The 17,089-nt window shown below is 49.3% G+C and carries 13 protein-coding genes and 1 tRNA gene; 10 read left to right on the forward strand and 4 right to left on the reverse strand.

Annotated elements, in window-relative coordinates; translation table 11 throughout:
• Positions 1-364 precede the first annotated feature (364 nt).
• The 4 genes from ABEA14_RS10740 to ABEA14_RS10755 all read left to right on the forward strand — a co-directional run bounded on the left by ABEA14_RS10740 (position 365) and on the right by ABEA14_RS10755 (position 3,084).
• Entirely contained in the window at positions 365-733 is a 369-nt protein-coding gene (locus tag ABEA14_RS10740; protein ID WP_345339999.1) for a 2Fe-2S iron-sulfur cluster-binding protein, read from the forward strand.
• Positions 734-906: 173 nt separating this feature from the next.
• Positions 907-2,280: a (Fe-S)-binding protein gene (locus ABEA14_RS10745; RefSeq protein WP_345340000.1), complete on the forward strand. Its 1,374-nt coding sequence runs from the start codon at positions 907-909 to the stop codon at positions 2,278-2,280.
• A gap of 50 nt (positions 2,281-2,330) precedes the next feature.
• Positions 2,331-2,870 (forward strand): hypoxanthine phosphoribosyltransferase, encoded by a 540-nt coding sequence (gene hpt / locus ABEA14_RS10750; protein WP_345340001.1) that lies wholly within the window; start codon positions 2,331-2,333, stop codon positions 2,868-2,870.
• 137 nt (positions 2,871-3,007) lie between these two features.
• Positions 3,008-3,084, forward strand: a tRNA-Trp gene (locus ABEA14_RS10755).
• Between the two features lie 38 nt (positions 3,085-3,122).
• Here ABEA14_RS10755 and ABEA14_RS10760 read toward each other — a convergent pair.
• Positions 3,123-3,518, reverse strand: coding sequence for a (deoxy)nucleoside triphosphate pyrophosphohydrolase (locus ABEA14_RS10760; RefSeq protein ID WP_345340002.1), 396 nt, complete (start codon positions 3,516-3,518; stop codon positions 3,123-3,125).
• A gap of 229 nt (positions 3,519-3,747) precedes the next feature.
• Between ABEA14_RS10760 and ABEA14_RS10765 the strand changes: the two genes are divergently transcribed.
• The 4 genes from ABEA14_RS10765 to prfC all read left to right on the forward strand — a co-directional run bounded on the left by ABEA14_RS10765 (position 3,748) and on the right by prfC (position 6,959).
• Positions 3,748-3,993, forward strand: a complete 246-nt coding sequence (locus tag ABEA14_RS10765) for a hypothetical protein (protein ID WP_345340003.1) — start codon at positions 3,748-3,750, stop codon at positions 3,991-3,993.
• Between the two features lie 416 nt (positions 3,994-4,409).
• Complete coding sequence (locus ABEA14_RS10770; RefSeq protein WP_345340004.1) at positions 4,410-4,799, forward strand: hypothetical protein; 390 nt, start codon at positions 4,410-4,412, stop codon at positions 4,797-4,799.
• Between the two features lie 9 nt (positions 4,800-4,808).
• Positions 4,809-5,252, forward strand: coding sequence for a ribosomal protein S18-alanine N-acetyltransferase (rimI, locus tag ABEA14_RS10775; protein WP_345340005.1), 444 nt, complete (start codon positions 4,809-4,811; stop codon positions 5,250-5,252).
• A gap of 117 nt (positions 5,253-5,369) precedes the next feature.
• Positions 5,370-6,959, forward strand: a complete 1,590-nt coding sequence (gene prfC, locus ABEA14_RS10780; protein WP_345340006.1) for a peptide chain release factor 3 — start codon at positions 5,370-5,372, stop codon at positions 6,957-6,959.
• 67 nt (positions 6,960-7,026) lie between these two features.
• Here prfC and ABEA14_RS10785 read toward each other — a convergent pair whose 3' ends face one another.
• Positions 7,027-9,144: a methyl-accepting chemotaxis protein gene (locus ABEA14_RS10785; RefSeq protein ID WP_345340007.1), complete on the reverse strand. Its 2,118-nt coding sequence runs from the start codon at positions 9,142-9,144 to the stop codon at positions 7,027-7,029.
• 459 nt (positions 9,145-9,603) lie between these two features.
• Entirely contained in the window at positions 9,604-10,695 is a 1,092-nt protein-coding gene (locus tag ABEA14_RS10790) for an alkene reductase (RefSeq protein ID WP_345340008.1), read from the reverse strand.
• Positions 10,696-10,992: 297 nt separating this feature from the next.
• Between ABEA14_RS10790 and ABEA14_RS10795 the strand changes: the two genes are divergently transcribed.
• Entirely contained in the window at positions 10,993-15,558 is a 4,566-nt protein-coding gene (locus ABEA14_RS10795; protein WP_345340009.1) for an EAL domain-containing protein, read from the forward strand.
• A gap of 72 nt (positions 15,559-15,630) precedes the next feature.
• Here the strand turns inward: ABEA14_RS10795 and ABEA14_RS10800 are convergent, their stop codons facing one another.
• Entirely contained in the window at positions 15,631-16,185 is a 555-nt protein-coding gene (locus tag ABEA14_RS10800) for a type II secretion system protein (RefSeq protein WP_425557249.1), read from the reverse strand.
• A gap of 102 nt (positions 16,186-16,287) precedes the next feature.
• Between ABEA14_RS10800 and ABEA14_RS10805 the strand changes: the two genes are divergently transcribed.
• On the forward strand, positions 16,288-17,067 hold the full coding sequence (locus tag ABEA14_RS10805; RefSeq protein WP_345340011.1) for a TatD family hydrolase: 780 nt from the start codon (positions 16,288-16,290) through the stop codon (positions 17,065-17,067).
• Positions 17,068-17,089 lie beyond the last annotated feature (22 nt).

Genomic DNA, 17,089 nt, shown 5'->3' on the forward strand with positions numbered 1-17,089 from the left:
GCCTTCGGGCATAGCCCTCAGGCGTTCAGCCAGTGCACGAAGCGATGCTTCGTCAGCGCACTGTCTTCACCCCCATGTGAGCGGCGCTTCGCGCGGATAACCAAAATACAAACATGTTGCTTCTAACAGCCCTTTCAGGGGGAGATGCGTCTTTGCCCTTGGGCTGCCTCTTCCTTTGCAAAATCCTTTCAACTAGAAGCCCTTCAAAAATGTTTGTCTTCCAACAAACTCACAAACATTCTCCGAAAACCTGCAACAAAGTTAGTGTGCGAACCGCACTACAACAGTCCTTGCGAGTCTGGGTCACTATTTGCAATTGATTGGAATTAGTGACTATCCAATCAACTCAAAAAAGGAAAACGAAATGGCTATCGTATATTTCTCTTCGCCAACGATGACGAAGAATAAAAAAGTGGAGGCGGTTGCGGGTAAACGAACTGCTTTGCTGGGTCTGGCAGAAGAAAATGGCATTAAGATCCCTTGTGAATGCCGTGATGGCGAATGCGGCTCTTGCCTGGTTAAGGTGACTCACCTGGACGGAGACCGTATTAAAGGCGTGATGCTGACCGACAAAGAGCGTTCTGTGCTGAAATCCATCGGTAAGCTTCCCGCCAAAGAAGCTGAGCGTGCTGATTTGCAGGATCTACCACCCACACATCGACTCGCTTGTCAGATGATAGTGACTGATGAGGATCTACTTGTGGAATTCACTGGCGAGCCTGGAGGCGCTTAGCCACAGCTCCCATCTATCCAGTCAAGCCACCAATAATGGTGGCTTTTGCTTTTATTGCACCCCATCGTCCTTCGCCACTTCAACCTCTCGATACTGTTTCCACTCAAAGTGCCTATCCGGCATCGAATTTGAAAAGAGGTATTTATTCGTGGCAACCGTCTTGAGGAGTACAGATGGAGCACAAGTTAGATTGGCAAGCGTACCGTGACCAAGGCATGGGAGATGCTTATGCGGATATTCCTCGTCAGGGAGGGGATTTCGCAAAAGCGGTAGCAGTATGTATTCAAAGCGGTGTATGTGAGCAGCAAACCCGTGGCGTTATGTGTCCAAGTTACAGAGTGACCAATGATCCAGCGCTTTCACCTGGTGGTCGTGTTCGTTTACTGAAAAAACTACTGAATGCCGAACAGTCAGTTGAACTTTCAAGTGATCCAGAACTTAAGCGCGCGATGGATCTGTGCGTCGCCTGTAAAGGATGCAAGCGCGAGTGTGAGAACAACCTGGATATGTCTCAAATTAAAGTTGAGTTTGAAGCTCAGCAAAAACGGGGCCTAAGAAAGTCTTTACGTAATTGGTTGTTAGCCGAATGGGTTTCTCTGTTATATCGGTTTCCTGTTTTGGGTTGGCTTATTCTCCTTCACAATCGATATAGATGGTTTGCCAAGCTATCTGAGATCTTCGTCGGGTTATCCCCTAGCGTTAAATTGCCAGTGCCAGCTAAACAGCGGTTTAGCGCTGAACGTCGCGTTTACTCTCCCTTTTCTGGCAAGATCAGCAGTAAGTCTGTTGTTCTATGGGTCGACGCATTTACTGCGCTGTTTCACCCGCAACATGCCGATGATGCGTTGTCATTGCTGAGGCGTGCCGGGTACACGGTATGGGTCGTACATCCTTTTCAAAGTGGGGGAGATTTGCTCGACTCTGGCCGAAGCCTGATCTCACATGGGCGGGTACAAAGAACTAAACAGGAAGCGCAGCGTCTCCTGTCGATTCTGTTACCTCATGTGAGAAACGGATGGCAGGTCGTTGGACTTGAGCCTTCTAGCCTACTCATGCTTAGAGATGAGTATCTTGTGCTGGGGCTGGGTGATGAGGCAAAACAGGTTTCGGAGTCTGTTCTGCTGTTTGAAGAGTTTGTTGCGCGCGAGCATAAGCAGGGGCGATTCGATATTAAGTTTGACGCCGCAAAAGAAAAGGAAGAGGTGCTAGTTCATGGCCATTGTCACCAGAAGGCAGTCGGTGCGATGAAATCTGTGAGGCGAGTGCTGAGGTTGGTCCCTGAGTTGCGGTTCGACTTCATCGATTCAAGCTGTTGCGGAATGGCAGGATCTTTTGGCCTTCACGCTGAGTTTGCTGAAGTATCACGGGGCATGGCTGAACTGTCGCTGCTGCCACGGCTTTCAGAGAACAAAGAAGCAACCGTGCTGTGCAATGGGTTCTCCTGCTCACAGCAGATCGCGAATCTTGATGGTCGGAAACCACTGCACATTGCCAGCCTGTTAAAGAGTTACGTCCCACCAAGCGAAGATCCAAGTGAAGGAGCATAAGTCTAAGAAATCTATTAAAATCAGTATCAAATAATTTATTTGGTAAAGACATGAAACATCGCATTGATACCCTGTACAGCGAAGCTGAACTGAAGAAGACACTGAATCGCCTTGGTCAGCAGATAAGCCAGGACTACGAGAATACAGAACAGCTATTGATGATTGGCTTGCTGAAGGGCTCCGTCGTGTTTCTGGCAGATCTTTGCAGAGAGGTATCCAGCAGCGTTGAGCTGGATTTTATGGTGGTAAGCAGCTACGGCCATCGTATGCAAACCTCAGGTGATGTTCGGGTTTTGAAGGATATTGAAGTCGATATTAAGGGACGCGATGTCCTGATCGTGGAAGACATTATTGATAGCGGATTTACGTTGAGCAAAGTACGTCAAATGCTTCTGCTGCGCGAGCCGCGCTCATTGAAAATCTGTACCTTACTCGACAAGACGTCACGAAGAGAAGTTGATGTTCCGGTTGATTATGTGGGTTATGAAGTGCCCGATACCTTTGTTGTTGGTTATGGTATCGACTGGGCAGAGAAATATAGAAATCTGCCTTACATTGGTAAAGTCATTATCGAGGAAGAGCGCGGGTAAAGCGGTAGCTGGGCGATCCGGAGCACAGTTTTAATCCGTCGTTTGCGCAAATTGGTTAAACTGCATTCAATCGACTCAATAAGGCCCTTTTGGGCCTTTACCTTTGGCAAGGCTTAGGTATAATCGCGCCCTGCTTTAGGAGTGTAGTTCCAATTGGTAGAACAGCGGTCTCCAAAACCGATGGTTGGGGGTTCGAGTCCCTCCACTCCTGCCATATTCAGAAAGGCCCGCATCATGCGGGCCTTTTGCTTTTCAGCAGTCTATTTCATTCAACTTATCGACCGTGGCGCTATCCGCTGCAGAAATGTGGTAATCCCCGATTGTCTCTCTATCCACCCAAGCGATAGCTTGGTGTTCTTTTGGCTCAATATTTACTGCACCTACAACCAGACTGTAGCTGTGTAGCTTTAGATCTAAGTCTGAGTAGCTGTGGTCCACCGAACAAAGGTGAGTGAAGTGGTTGGTGATAGGCGTGAAGCCAAACTCTTCTTCGAGCTCCCTTATCAGGGCCTGCTCTGGCGTTTCTTCTTTTTCAACCTTGCCACCGGGAAACTCCCATAAACCTGCTCGGACTTTATGGGCTGGGCGCTGAGCAATTAACCATTTGCCTTGCTCGTTAATCAGCACGGCAGCAACGACTTCCAACATTGTTTTTCCTATCTGGCAACTTGATCTAAATCAATTGTGTGAGCCCCTTATCAACTTGGAATTAAACTTAGTTGTAAAAATTGCTGACATATAAGGGCTCTGCTATTGATAAGGGTAAGTGAGTTGCTGGCGGGCAGTCCACTTTGGGAGAAGCTTACCCCCCACGGTAGCTGTAATGGAGTACAACCGACGTATTAAAAAATAAAATTGAGTTGGTTGAGGTGAACTAATGAAGTTAGAAGTATTAGGCAAAGTAGGTTTAATGATTTTAGGTGTTGTGGCTCTGTATGGCGCGTCAGATGCCTTGATGCTGCATAGCTCCAATATGTACGGTTCCCAGTCTCACCAATCTGGCAATATGGTTGTGGGCCTATTATCTGTTCTATCTGCTGGCTTTTGTTTCTTCCTGGCAAAAATGAGTGGTATTGCCAAAGCAGATGAAGAGAGAAGTTACCTGAAGACTTTCACGTCCTGAGAGATAGCCTTTACACATTCCCTTGTGTTTTTGAGCGGTGCCTTGAGCACCGCTTTTTTATGTACAGGAAGTACGGTATGCCGCGGGCACATGGATGTGCAGGAGCGGCGATGTACAGAAAATACGGTCGAAAACTGCTCCATGCGTTTTCGACATTTCCACCATCCCTGGCGGTCGTATGCCGCGGGCACATGGTACCCAAAACACTTGGTGGTGCATGGCAATGTGCAAGAGCGGCGATACCCAAAGTGCACGCTGTGTACAGGAAGTAAGGTCGGAAACTGCTCCATGCGTTTTCGACATTTTCGCCATCCCTAGCGGCCGCACGCTTTTTACTAACAAACGAAATGCTAAGTGGTGTATCAATCGATCGTAATGCTACAATTTCCAACTCCTTTTATTCCAGCCGATAGCCGATGACTCTCACTGATTTACAACGTCAAGTTCTGGCAGAAATGCAGATAGACGAGACCGTTTATGTTAATCACAACGTTGATAGAGCAGACGTGAACTCGGCTGATCATTTGCTCATTATTGCCGATGATCCCAACTCTATCTCTGAGTCCAAACTGGTAAAAGGTGTAGCGGTAGCTTTGTCTCTCGTTGAGATCGATGTTGCTTCAAGCTCTGATGTCGAATCCGCTAATGCCGGCCTGCTATGGCGCATGGATGGTACTGATATTGGTTTGAGTGACAGAGAATTAGTGACGCCTTCATTGGACGTACTTTCAGAGTCAAAAGCTTTGAAGCAAAAACTATGGCAAACACTTTCAACCTCGGCTTTTTACCCTTCAAGTGCTGAATGAGACTATCTAGTGAGCATCCGAGAACTTCAAGCCACTGATCTGGCCAGAGTCATAGAGATTGAGCATCGTTGCCACTCTCACCCCGCTGCAGAATCTATCATAGCTCAGAGCCTCTCCGGACAGGACCTTACCTATGGGATCGAGCTGGATAACACCATAGTTGGTTTCTATCTGGCGTCAGTGGTGCTGGATGAGTTAACGGTGACAGATATTGCTGTAATACCTGAAGCGCAAGGCAACGGCTTTGGTCGCAAACTGTTAACTCATCTTTTGGACCATGCTGAACAAAATGGGGTGAAACACCTGTTTCTTGAGGTCAGGGCATCGAATGTATCCGCACAGGGGCTTTACCTCTCTGAAGGCTTTAATCAATTGGGTGTAAGAAAGAATTACTACCCTGCGGCAGAGGGGCGGGAAGACGCTTTGGTCATGGGACTAAGCCTGGCCATGTAGATTATTGCATCATCGTTTAATCAGCGTTCAATTCGTTGTTAAATCCTTTATAATCCTCCGCCAATTATCTGTTCTCTATTGAATACCCTCATATATTGAGGTCGAGGTCTCTTTTTCATGTCCAATGACATTCAGTTGAGTGAGGTGAACAAACGCCGTACGTTCGCCATCATCTCGCACCCGGATGCGGGTAAAACCACCATTACCGAAAAGGTACTGCTATTCGGACAGGCTTTGCAGAAAGCCGGTACCGTAAAAGGCCGTGGTTCGGGTCAGCATGCTAAATCTGACTGGATGGAGATGGAGAAAGAGCGTGGTATCTCGGTGACCACCTCGGTGATGCAGTTTCCGTATAACGATGCGCTGGTAAACCTGCTGGATACACCAGGACACGAAGACTTCTCGGAAGATACTTACCGTACGCTGACGGCTGTAGACAGTTGCCTGATGGTGATTGATTCAGCAAAAGGTGTAGAGGACCGTACCATCAAGTTGATGGAAGTGACTCGCTTGAGAGACACGCCGATCCTCACCTTTATGAACAAACTTGACCGCGATATCCGCGATCCCATCGAGCTGATGGATGAAGTCGAAGACGTTCTTAAAATCGCCTGCGCACCTATCACCTGGCCTATCGGCTCAGGCAAGTTGTTCAAGGGTGTTTACCATATCCTGCGTGACGAAGTGATCCTATATCAAAGTGGTCAGGGCCACACCATCCAGGAGTTGCGCACAGTGAAGGGGTTGGATAACCCTGAACTGGAAGAGGCAATTGGTGAAGACTTTGCTGAACAGCTGCGCGAAGAGATGGAATTGGTGCAGGGGGCGTCTCACCCATTTGATCTTGAGATGTTCCTGGCGGGCGAGTTGACGCCGGTTTACTTCGGTACCGCATTGGGTAACTTTGGTGTCGACCATATGCTGGATGGCTTGGTTGAGTGGGCGCCTAAGCCACAGGGGCGTGCTACTGAAGAGCGTGATGTAACGCCTGACGAAGACAAGTTCAGCGGCTTTGTATTTAAGATCCAGGCCAATATGGATCCTAAACACCGTGACCGTATCGCCTTTATGCGTATCTGCTCTGGTAAGTACCAGAAAGGGATGAAGATGCGCCACGTGCGTATTGGTAAAGATATCTCCATCTCTGATGCGGTAACCTTTATGGCTGGCGACAGAAGCCATGCCGATGAAGCTTATCCGGGCGATATTATTGGTTTACATAACCATGGCACGATCCAGATCGGTGACACCTTCAGTCAGGGTGAAGCGCTGCGCTTCACGGGTATTCCTAACTTTGCGCCGGAAATGTTCCGTCGAATTCAGCTGAAAGATCCGCTGAAGATGAAACACCTGCAAAAAGGCCTGCTGCAGCTTGCTGAAGAGGGCGCGGTTCAGGTGTTCCGCCCATTGCGCAACAACGATCTGATTGTGGGTGCTGTCGGTGTGCTGCAGTTTGACGTCGTAGTGGCACGTCTGAAAAGTGAATACAAAGTGGATGCTATTTATGAGCCGATCAGCGTTGCGACCGCGCGCTGGGTTGCGGGTGATGATAGCAAGAAGTTTGAAGAGTTTAAGAAGAAGGCTCACGACAACTTGGCCTTGGACGGTGGTGATAACCTGACGTATATCGCCCCAACCATGGTTAACCTTAGCTTGGCGCAGGAACGCTTCCCAGACATTAAGTTTATGAAGACCCGCGAACATTAAGCGTCTGGCTTAAAAGAAAAAACGGCTCCAATGAGCCGTTTTTTTATGGGTGAAGAGGGGTTAGTGATTAGTCACTTTTCAGCTGGCTCAACTGCTGGTCCAACTCCCCAACAATATCGTTTACCGTCTGGCCAATAGCCTCAACTTTGCCCGCCATATCGGCAATTGAGCGGCTGGAATCGCCTATCAGGGTGACGTTTCGGTTGATGTCTTCCGTTACGTGGCTTTGTTCTTCCGCTGCCGTGGCCACCTGTGCCGCGTTATCATTGATGCCAGCGATCATGCCGGTGATCTGCTCCATGCCCTGATAGCTGCGTTCGGTTTCCGTGACCGTGTTTTCTACCCGTTGTTTGCCTTGTTCTATCTGTTCGACGGTGGAATCGACCTCTTTTTGCAGGCCTCTGATCAGGGTGTCGATCTCCTCGGTGGAGTCCTGTGTTCGCTTAGCAAGATTTCTCACTTCATCTGCCACTACGGCAAAGCCTCGACCCTGCTCACCTGCTCGTGCCGCTTCAATGGCCGCGTTTAGCGCCAGCAGATTGGTTTGTTCTGCAATGGCACGAATGGTATCTAGAATCCCTGAGATCTCATTGCTTCGTTCGGCGACCTGACCAATACGCTCACTGGCCTGGTCCATATCTTCAGCGACGGCTCTTACCTCACTCACTGTGTCGGAAAAGGTTTGGCTGGACTCCTTCAGTACGCCGTCGGCATTTATCGCTTCATCCAGCGTGTTTTGCGCCAACGCTGATACCTCTTGCGCCGTGGTCGACATTTCATGGACGGCTGTAGCGACACTCTCGGTCTCGGTGAACTGTACCTGTGCCGCACTGCTGGACTCTCTGGCCGCTTCTCCTAGTTCGGCAGACTGTTGGTGCAGGTTACTTGTCTGCGTTTTCATGGTCGCAATCATGGTGCGTAACTTGGTGGTGAACAGGTTAAAGCCGTCAGACATCTCGTTGAGCTCTTTGTGTTTCTGACGGTTTAACTTGATGGTTAGGTCGCCCTCCGCGCCCGCTAGGTAGGTGAATCGACGGCTCATTTCGGCCAAGGGGCGAATAAATCCAGTAATGATGATAGAGACAATAAATACGGTGATAACGGTGCCGATGATGCCAAACAGCACCATTTGCCAGAGTGTTGAATCAAAGGCTGATTTGAGCTCGCTCTGGAACGCAATGGAGTCTTTTAGTGCAACCGACTTGGGTAGCTTGAAAATCAACTGCCATTTGGTGTTTGAGGCGTTTACGACAATATCTCGAGCAATGATCAGGTCCGTCTCTGTTTCCAACTGGCCTTTGTCTAATTGAGCGATTTGTACAGCCAGCTCCGGATCTACCTTCTTGAGCGATTGGCCTAAGCTATCTGGATGGCGCACGCTGGCAACTAATAACCCGATTTCACTGATTAACAACATCTCACCCTGACCACCAAACAGCTCATTACTGACTTCAAGGATCCGTTTTTGCACAACAGGCAAATTGATATCGATACCCACCAGACCTCGAAATTTGCCGCCGCCAAGGACTGGCCATGACAGTGTCGTCATCAGCTCCTGTACGCCCTCCTCAATCTCGTACAGGTATGGCTCGATGGTGCAGGGCTTCAGGCTGTCTCTGCTACACAAGTACCACTCCGCTTCCCGAATGCCATTTTCATCTTTTTCAGAGAGGTACTTATCATTCGGGTCTCCGGTTTCTTCATATACCAGTTTGTTGCCATCCCTGAGCCAATAAACCTCTAAGGTGCCAATATTGCTGCTGTGTTGCGGATTGTTTTTGTGTTGAGCGTCCCTGCCATCGTAGCCATTCGGTTCAAATTGGGCGTAAATTGAGCTGATATCAGGGTGCGAGGCGAGGGCGTGTTGCGCCATCTTTTTTACTTCATCCCGTGTAAACGGCTGGCCTCCGCTATGTACCGACGTATTACTTAGAAAGGCCGCCATGGTTTTCGGCAAGTCAAATGCACGATTGAGGTACCCGGATACCTCCTCTGCCGCACTTTGTGTAGCGAACTGCATGGTAGAAACAACTTCAGACTTAAACGCATCGGCTGCTGATTCGCTTGAATCCTGCCCCGTCGAACTGAGCGAGACACCCACCAGGGTCGAGAGCAGTCCCTGCATTAACAGCAGTATGATTGCGATAATCCAGAGTAACTTCCGTCGCAGTGACCAGTTCGCCATGCCTGTTCTCCATAGATTTGTTTTTACCAGGGTCTGTTGACCTTTCGTGTGTGTATTTTGTTCGAATGAAACACGTTTTGGGCAAGAAGTTAGCTACGTAGCTTAGCGAACTAAGTAAGTAGTGAATGACGCAGCTCAGAACGTGTTTCAACGAACCCCATTTCCTTCAAGAGAAGGGGCAGCATTTGTTGGTGATTTATGCTTCGTTATCGGCTATTTGTTGAGGGCCACTCAACTTCACAGCCTCTGTCTCGCTTAAATCACCAACATATTGCTGCAAAAACAAACTGCAAAGGTCAACAGACCCTAATATTAGGCGGTTTTTGGTTGCTGAAAGTGGAAACAGAGATTTTTGTAGGTATTGGTTATTGGAAGGTGAGGAAGCTCACTCGCTGAATCAGAAAAAGAGGGCAGTGGAATCTGCCCTCTCGGTAGGTTTTTTCTGTTAACTGTAAAGAGTTAACGCTGAGCCATTGGGTAGTCGGTATAGCCTTTTGCACCCCCACCATAGAAAGTGCTGTGGGCGTCATAACCGATCGGCGTCAGTTCAATGTTCTGTTGCGCGCGATAGACAAAGTCGGGGTTGGTAATAAATGGCTGACCAAACGCGACCAGGTCCGCATAACCCTTTCTCAGGATCTCTTGGGCTGATTCCACCGTGTATTTACCCGCCACCATGATGGGGTGAGGGTAGATCTCTCTCACTTGCTGGCGATAGCTTTCTGGCATCTCGGTGTAGTTGGAGATGTTCTCGGAGAAATGGATATAAGCCAGCTGCAGTGGTGCCAGTTTCTCAATCGCTTTCAACGTCAGTTCGGTGATCTCCGGATCTGGAGTGGCGTACCCTTCGGTCACGAATGGTGAGATACGAATAGCGGTTTTGTCACCACCAATGGCTTTGGCTACGGCCTGGGTTACTTCCAGCATAAAGCGCATTCGGTTTTCCTGATTGCCACCGTACTGGTCGTCACGCTGGTTGCTGTATACGCGCATAAACTGATCTATCAGGTAGCCATGAGCCCCATGTAGCTCTACACCATCAAAGCCTGCTTCCATCGCGTTTTTGGCTGCCTGGACGAAGTCGGCAATAGTCTGCTGAATGTCATCTAGTGTCATGGCACGTGGCATATCGGTTTCAATCATACCGAAACCACCTTCAGAGAGTGGGCCAAATACCTGATCAGGATGCTTCACTGCCGACGCTGATACCGGCTGCTCTCCAGCAATACTGGTATGGGAACGGCGGCCTACATGCCACAGTTGGATAAAGATCTTGCCGCCTTCTTTGTGCACCGCCTCAGTGACTTTCTTCCAACCGTCGATATGTGCCTGGGTGTAGATCCCGGGCGTCAACGAGTAACCACGAGCAACCGCTGATATTGGTGCACCTTCAGTAATAATCAGGCCGGCACTGGCACGCTGGGCATAATAGGTAGCCATTAGGTCGTTAGGCAGATCACCCGGCTGATCCGTGCGAGAGCGGGTCATGGGTGCCATGGCGATCCGGTTGTTTAGTTCGATAGAACCAAAGTGATGAGGGGTAAACAACATAGCTTTTTCTCCCACTGGGCCACCTTGTTGGCCAAGTCGATTAACATTTGATGGTGGCGATTCTATGTGCTCTTTTACAAGAGAGTTAGGTGCAAAAGTAGAAATGATTTTTGCAATAAATGATAGTAATGCCGAGAGGTCCTACCCCTATGTTTGGATGTTGTTTAATCAGTTAAATTGCTGTAAATTTCGCCACAATAAGTGCAGGGATTTGCTACCTAAGAGTCGGCCTCGTGGGCCGATGTCGCTTGAAGTTGTTTTGCTGTAAAGCAAGTAAGTGGATTGGTGGAGTCTCGTTTGCCCCCTGTTTCTGGCTTTCGCCCTTTCTGGCGAGTATTGCTTTTGTTGACCCTTTGTTTGTGGTCAATCTCTTCTGTGCGCGCCGAACCTCTCTACAAAGATCCCAGATTTAAGCGTCTCAACGTTACTCAGGGCTTATCACAAAGCACTGTCAATGCGCTGCTGATTGATCGCAGTGGTTTCCTATGGGTTGCTACCGAATGGGGACTAAACCGCTATGATGGTCACCAGGTGCGATTGGTGACCGAGGGTAACGTGCTTGATCGCACCGCCATCTACGAGTTGTTTGAAGACAGTGAAGGGCTAATTTGGGTAAGCACGCTGTGGGATGGCATCTTTGTATTAGATCCTGACAGCGGGGATATCAGGGCCGAGATCTCAGAAAAATCAGGCTATTTGGATAATCCAAGCCAGTCCGCGGAGTTTATTACCGAAGGGCCAGATGGCCGTATTTGGTTGGCATTAGATGAAAAAGTGGTGGCGTACAACAAGCAAACCGCTGAACTAACCACCTACTTTTCATTGGACCAAGACCAGATCAAAGCGCAGCACAGCGTCAGGGCCTTAGTGCATTATAAGAACTCGTTGTTCGTCGCCACGACACTGGGGCTGTATGTCGTCGATATGGATTCCCTCAAATCTCGTCAGGTACATTACCTGGAACCAGAACAGCGCTCAATGGACGCAGTGAATACCAAAGTATTTGAGTTTGGTGACGATGGCGAGCTATATATCGGCACGGTTGAAGGCCTTTACCGATTAACGCCTGAGCAGGTTGAGCAGCTAAGCCAGGGTAAGGATATTGTGGCCCAAGCCGCTATTCCTTCAATTAATACCTGGGCTATGGTTCGCCGCAAACATCTGTATTACCTTGCAACTGACCTTGGACTGTTTAGTTACGATCCAAACACAGATCAAAGCATCCATCTGTTAAACCCTGAGTTATCGATTTATCACATATCCAGCGATCAACTGTACGACCTGACTTTGGACCGAGAGGGTAATCTCTGGCTGGGTTCAGATACTGACGGTGCGCTGTATTGGCAAGTCAGGCCAGAATTATTTACTAACATGACTCACCAAAGTGCGGGCCTGAGTAATGATGTGGTTTGGGGACAGTGGCAGGAAAACCCCGAAACGCTCTGGGTAGGAACCGACAACGGACTTAACCGGGTCGATCTGGTTAGCGGAAAGGTAAAGAGTTTTCTGGTTAATCCCGATGACAAAGCGGTGAGGTCTTCAAGTTCTATTTACCAAATCCTGGACGCTGGAGAGGAAAAGCTTTGGGTTAATCATGGTGAAGGTACAGGCCTGTTCGACAAACTGAGTGGCGAGCTCCGCTCACTTGAAGCCTTGGCTGTTAACCCTGAAATGCTTGAAGGCGGAGAGCATTGGGGTATTCATGTCACTGCAGAGGGTAAGCTCTGGTTTGTGCATGAGCAGGGTTACTTTAGTTACGACCCCACCACCAGGCAGCTCTCTCCAATTGATGACCTGAATCGGAGTGCACTGCTTCCAGAAATGTCATGGGGATTTATCGGTCAGTTACCCGGAGACACAACCGGGGTGCTAATGAGTGGCACCTACAGCCTTTGGTATTACGATTTCGAAACCGGCGAAGTCAAAGAGCTCCACAATATTAGGCGCGAGAAGGCGCAACGTTACGTTTATGCGGAAAGCTGGGCGCTGGACGATAACGGACTGCTATGGGTCTCTTATCCTGGTGTCGGATTAGTGGCGCTGGACGCAGAAACTTACCAAGAGAAGTTCTTCTATAAGCGTCATCAGGGGCTGCCCTCTAATGAAGTTTACAGCCTTCATTTTCAAGCCGGCGGTGCGTTATGGATGAGCTCGATTAAGGGCATTTTGAAGCTCGATACCAAAACACATCATGTACGTCGTTACACCTTGATGCATGGCCTGGCCACTGAAGAGTTTGCAGAGTTTGCGGGTGTTCGCCTGTCAGATGGGCGGTTTAGTTATGGTGGGTACAAGGGGATCACACTCTTCGAACCCAATGTCGTCAGCCAGTCTGCCATTACTAATCCGGGCGTGGTGATTTCTGGTATTAATTTGATGTCGAGAGAATTGGCTCTGCCATATCGAGATCTCAATGGCAGCACAATCAAACTTAATCATGATGATGTGGGTTTGGCCGTCGACTTTTCTGCGCTCTCTTTCTCCGAACAGGAAAACGTCACCTACACCTATCGATTATCAGGAGCCAAAGAGGTTGAGTATCCGCCATCCGCGGAGAGTAGAGCAACGTTCGCTTCGTTATCTCCCGGTTCCTACACTCTCACGGTCTGGGCATTATCGGCCGAAACCGGCGAGAAAGGACAGCCAGCAAAGGTCTTCATTAACGTCGCTTACCCACCGTTTGCATCGCCAAGGGCCATATTTGCCTACGGCGCTTTCGTTTTGGTAGCTGTTGGGTGTTTTTGGCGGCGAAGAGTCGCTCACAGGCGGCAGATTTTGCGAGCTCATCAGGCAACGGAGCAGAGTGAGAAACGAATGCAGCTGGCGTTGCGTGGCAGTGACAGTGGCATCTGGGAGTGGGAGAGCCGCTCTGAGGTATTGATTCAGGACCGCCCGAGTCGTGTACTTGGCTATGAACATGCCCCTGTGCTCAACATTTTGCAGTTCAGTGAATTGGTTCATACAGCTGACCAAACACGTTTTGTTAATGCTTGGACACGCTACACCAAGGGAGCCCGTAAAAGTCTGGATATTACTTATCGCCTGCGCCACAAAGAAGGGTACTATCTCTGGTTCAGAGATATAGGCAGTGGTATTGCCAGTGATGGTGAAGTGCGATTGCTTGGTACTTACACCAACGTGACTGATATCTATGCGACTCGCGAACGAGCCAGCTTGTTTGGCCGCATTTTCGAGCACTCCCATGAATGGGTGTTAGTACTCGAACAGGACTTCCGCGTCATGGACGCTAACCCTGCAATGCGTAAGGTACTCGCTTGCAGTGATGACCAGGAGTTGCAGGCAAAGGTAAATGCATTGTTTGCGCAAAATCCAAGCAGCAAGGCTCTAATTCTTGAGAAGTTAAATACGCTTAAACAAGGCCAGCAGTGGAATGGGGAAACAAAGATCACCACGCTTGCGGGAGAGCGTTACGTCGTTGAGGCTGATATCTATGCGGTAACTGAGGATAATGGCATCAGTGAAGGCAACCAGTTTGCCGTGACGTTCAGCGATATCACAGCACAAAAGCAGGCCACCGCCCAATTACAAAAGATGGCTAGCTTCGATAGTCTGACCGGTCTGCCAAACCGAATGTTACTTCTGGATAGGCTAAGCCATGCTATCGACCAAGCAGAAAGGGCCGAGAAGAGCTTGGCGGTGATGTTCCTGGATCTGGACCGGTTCAAATATGTGAATGACAGTTTGGGGCATGAAGCTGGTGACTCCTTGCTAAAGGTGGTTGCTGCCAGGATCTCAGCCAGCTTGCGCAAGGTAGATACTGTCGCTCGATTGGGCGGTGATGAGTTTGTAGTTTTGATCGAAGACGCTGGCGCTGAAGCTGTCAGTCAGGTTGCCGAACAACTGGTGGCAGCAATTGAGCAGCCGATTGTCATCTCTGATCAGCCTGTCAGCATTTCTACCAGTATCGGTATAGCAATCTACCCTGGTGACGGCGCCAATGCCGCTGATCTGTTAAAGCACTCAGATATCGCTATGTACCATGCTAAGCAGGCTGGACGTGGGGTGGTAAAGTTCTTCCAAGAGCAGATGAACCAGCAGGTTCAGGACAGATTACAGTTCGCCAATGCGCTCAAGGACGCCGTTGCTCGCCAGAAGTTTATCCCTTACTACCAGCCAATTGTTAAGTGCAGCACAAGTCAAGTGGTGGCATTTGAAGTCTTGATGCGCTGGCCAACCGAATCTGGATTTATCTCTCCTGATCGCTTTATTCCGAAGGCGGAAGAGCTGGGCTTGGTTGCAGCTATGACCCGTGACTTGTTGCAACAGGCATTAGCCGACCTCTACAGATGGCGAAAAGCTGGATACATGGTCGAGTTATCGGTCAACCTATCGGCCAGGCATTTTGATGAAGATGGGCTGGTCGGAGAGTTGAGTGAGTTGATGTACCAGTTCAATTTGCCAACCAATATTCTGTCGTTGGAGATCACCGAAGGTGCCTTGATGGCTGACCACCAACAGGCCAAAGAGATGATGTCCGGTTTGAACGAGGCAGGATTTAAGCTGGCATTGGATGATTTTGGTACCGGTTACTCGTCGTTGCGTTATCTGCAGGAGTTCCCCATCGAGATCCTTAAGATTGATCGCAGCTTTGTTTCGGAAATTGGCAAATCAGCGAATGCTGAAGAGATTATCAACGCGACATTGAGATTGGCAGAGACTCTCCACATGCGCTGTGTTGCAGAGGGTATCGAAGAGCCGCATCAGGCGGAGTTCTTCAAGCAACGAGGTTGCCAGTTCTTACAGGGATATTACTTCTCCAAGCCTTTACCTGCTGATGCGGCATCCACATACCTGGCGGATGTTGTTTCGGCCAATGATAAACAAGCACAGGTGCTGAATTAGCGCCTGAAATCATCGCGAAATTTTCTGGTTAAAGCGAAAGTAGGGCTTGTTGGGAGGCCTTGACGGAAAAGACTAAGGCACAAAAATGTACTCGACTTCGCCGTTATCAGCATCGTAGATAAAGCGGTATCTGGGGTCATTCTTATACACGTACAGACACTCCTGGTCCCCCAGGTAATTGACCTGATAATCCCCCGATTGGGCACTGCCGCGGGCAACGGTTTGGGTAGAATCCATCAAACCTATCCATACCTGAGCACAATCATCCACAGTGTCTAAATTAATCGCACCATATGTACCGCTGTCTTCAGGGGTATCAATTGGTGCGCTTGCGAGAATGTCTTCCCACAGCCCAGTCGGCCAACCATTGCTGTTGATATCAATGCCACTGGTGCCTCGGGAGGCATAGTTTGGGTCTTCGCTGTAGGGCAGAGAGGATAGATTGTATAAACCTGAGTTGGCGTTTTTAGTGCGCCAGCCTTGATTGGCCAAGTTAACGGCTGTTTGAAAGGCTTTTACTGTGTAGCGAATGGTAGATTCAGTGGCTTCATCATTCAGGTTAATAAACTTGGACAGGGCGGTGACAGCCAGTATGCCGAGGATAATCAGCACAATGACGAGCTCCACGAGCGTGAAGCCTCGACTAACGCGATTTGATGAGAAGCGCCTGATATTCATATCAGCTATCATAGCTTTGTTTAGACATGGTACAACCTGAGAACTATCAATGTGTTAATTGACTCTCACTGTCATCTGGATTTAGCCCCTTTGGTCGATGATTTGGCTGGGGTAATTGACCGAGCCAAACAGGTCGGCATCGGACGCTTTGTTGTTCCTGCAGTATCGGCTGCACATTGGCAGCCGCTGTTAGCTTTGGCTGAGCAGTACGAAGAGATCTATGTGGCTTTAGGCCTGCATCCCTATTTTCAAAATCAACACAAAGAGAATCACCTGACTGAGCTTGATGAGTTGCTCAGCCAAGGCCATCCCAAGCTGGTGGCGGTTGGTGAATGTGGCTTGGACTGGGTGATCGAGGACGCTGATAAGCCAAAGCAACTGGCACTGCTGAAAGCGCAACTTGAACTCGCCAATCGACACGCGTTGCCCGTTGTGTTGCATGTACGAAAAGCTCACCCTGAACTTCTGGCCCTGCTTAAAACGCACTCTCCGCACTATGGCGCCATGGTGCATGGGTTTTCCGGGAGCGAACAGCTGGCGTGGGACTATGTACGTCAGGGCTGCATGCTGGGTGTTGGCGGTACAATCACCTATGCCAGAGCGGCTAAAACCCGACAGGCTATCGCTGCAATCCCACTGGAACATCTCCTGTTAGAGACCGATTCCCCCGATATGCCACTGCATGGTTTTCAGGGGCAGGCCAATGAGCCCGCCAGGTTGCCTTTGATTGCAGAAGTATTGGCAGAGCTTAAACAGGTCGCCGTTGAAACTGTCACCGCCGATACCGCCGATAACGCCTATCGTCTGTTTGGTTTTGCCGAGGCTGAGTGAGCAGAGAGAGCTTAATTGAATA

Origin of the sequence: Corallincola platygyrae (assembly GCF_039544265.1) — a bacterium.
Classification (GTDB): domain Bacteria; phylum Pseudomonadota; class Gammaproteobacteria; order Enterobacterales; family Neiellaceae; genus Corallincola; species Corallincola platygyrae.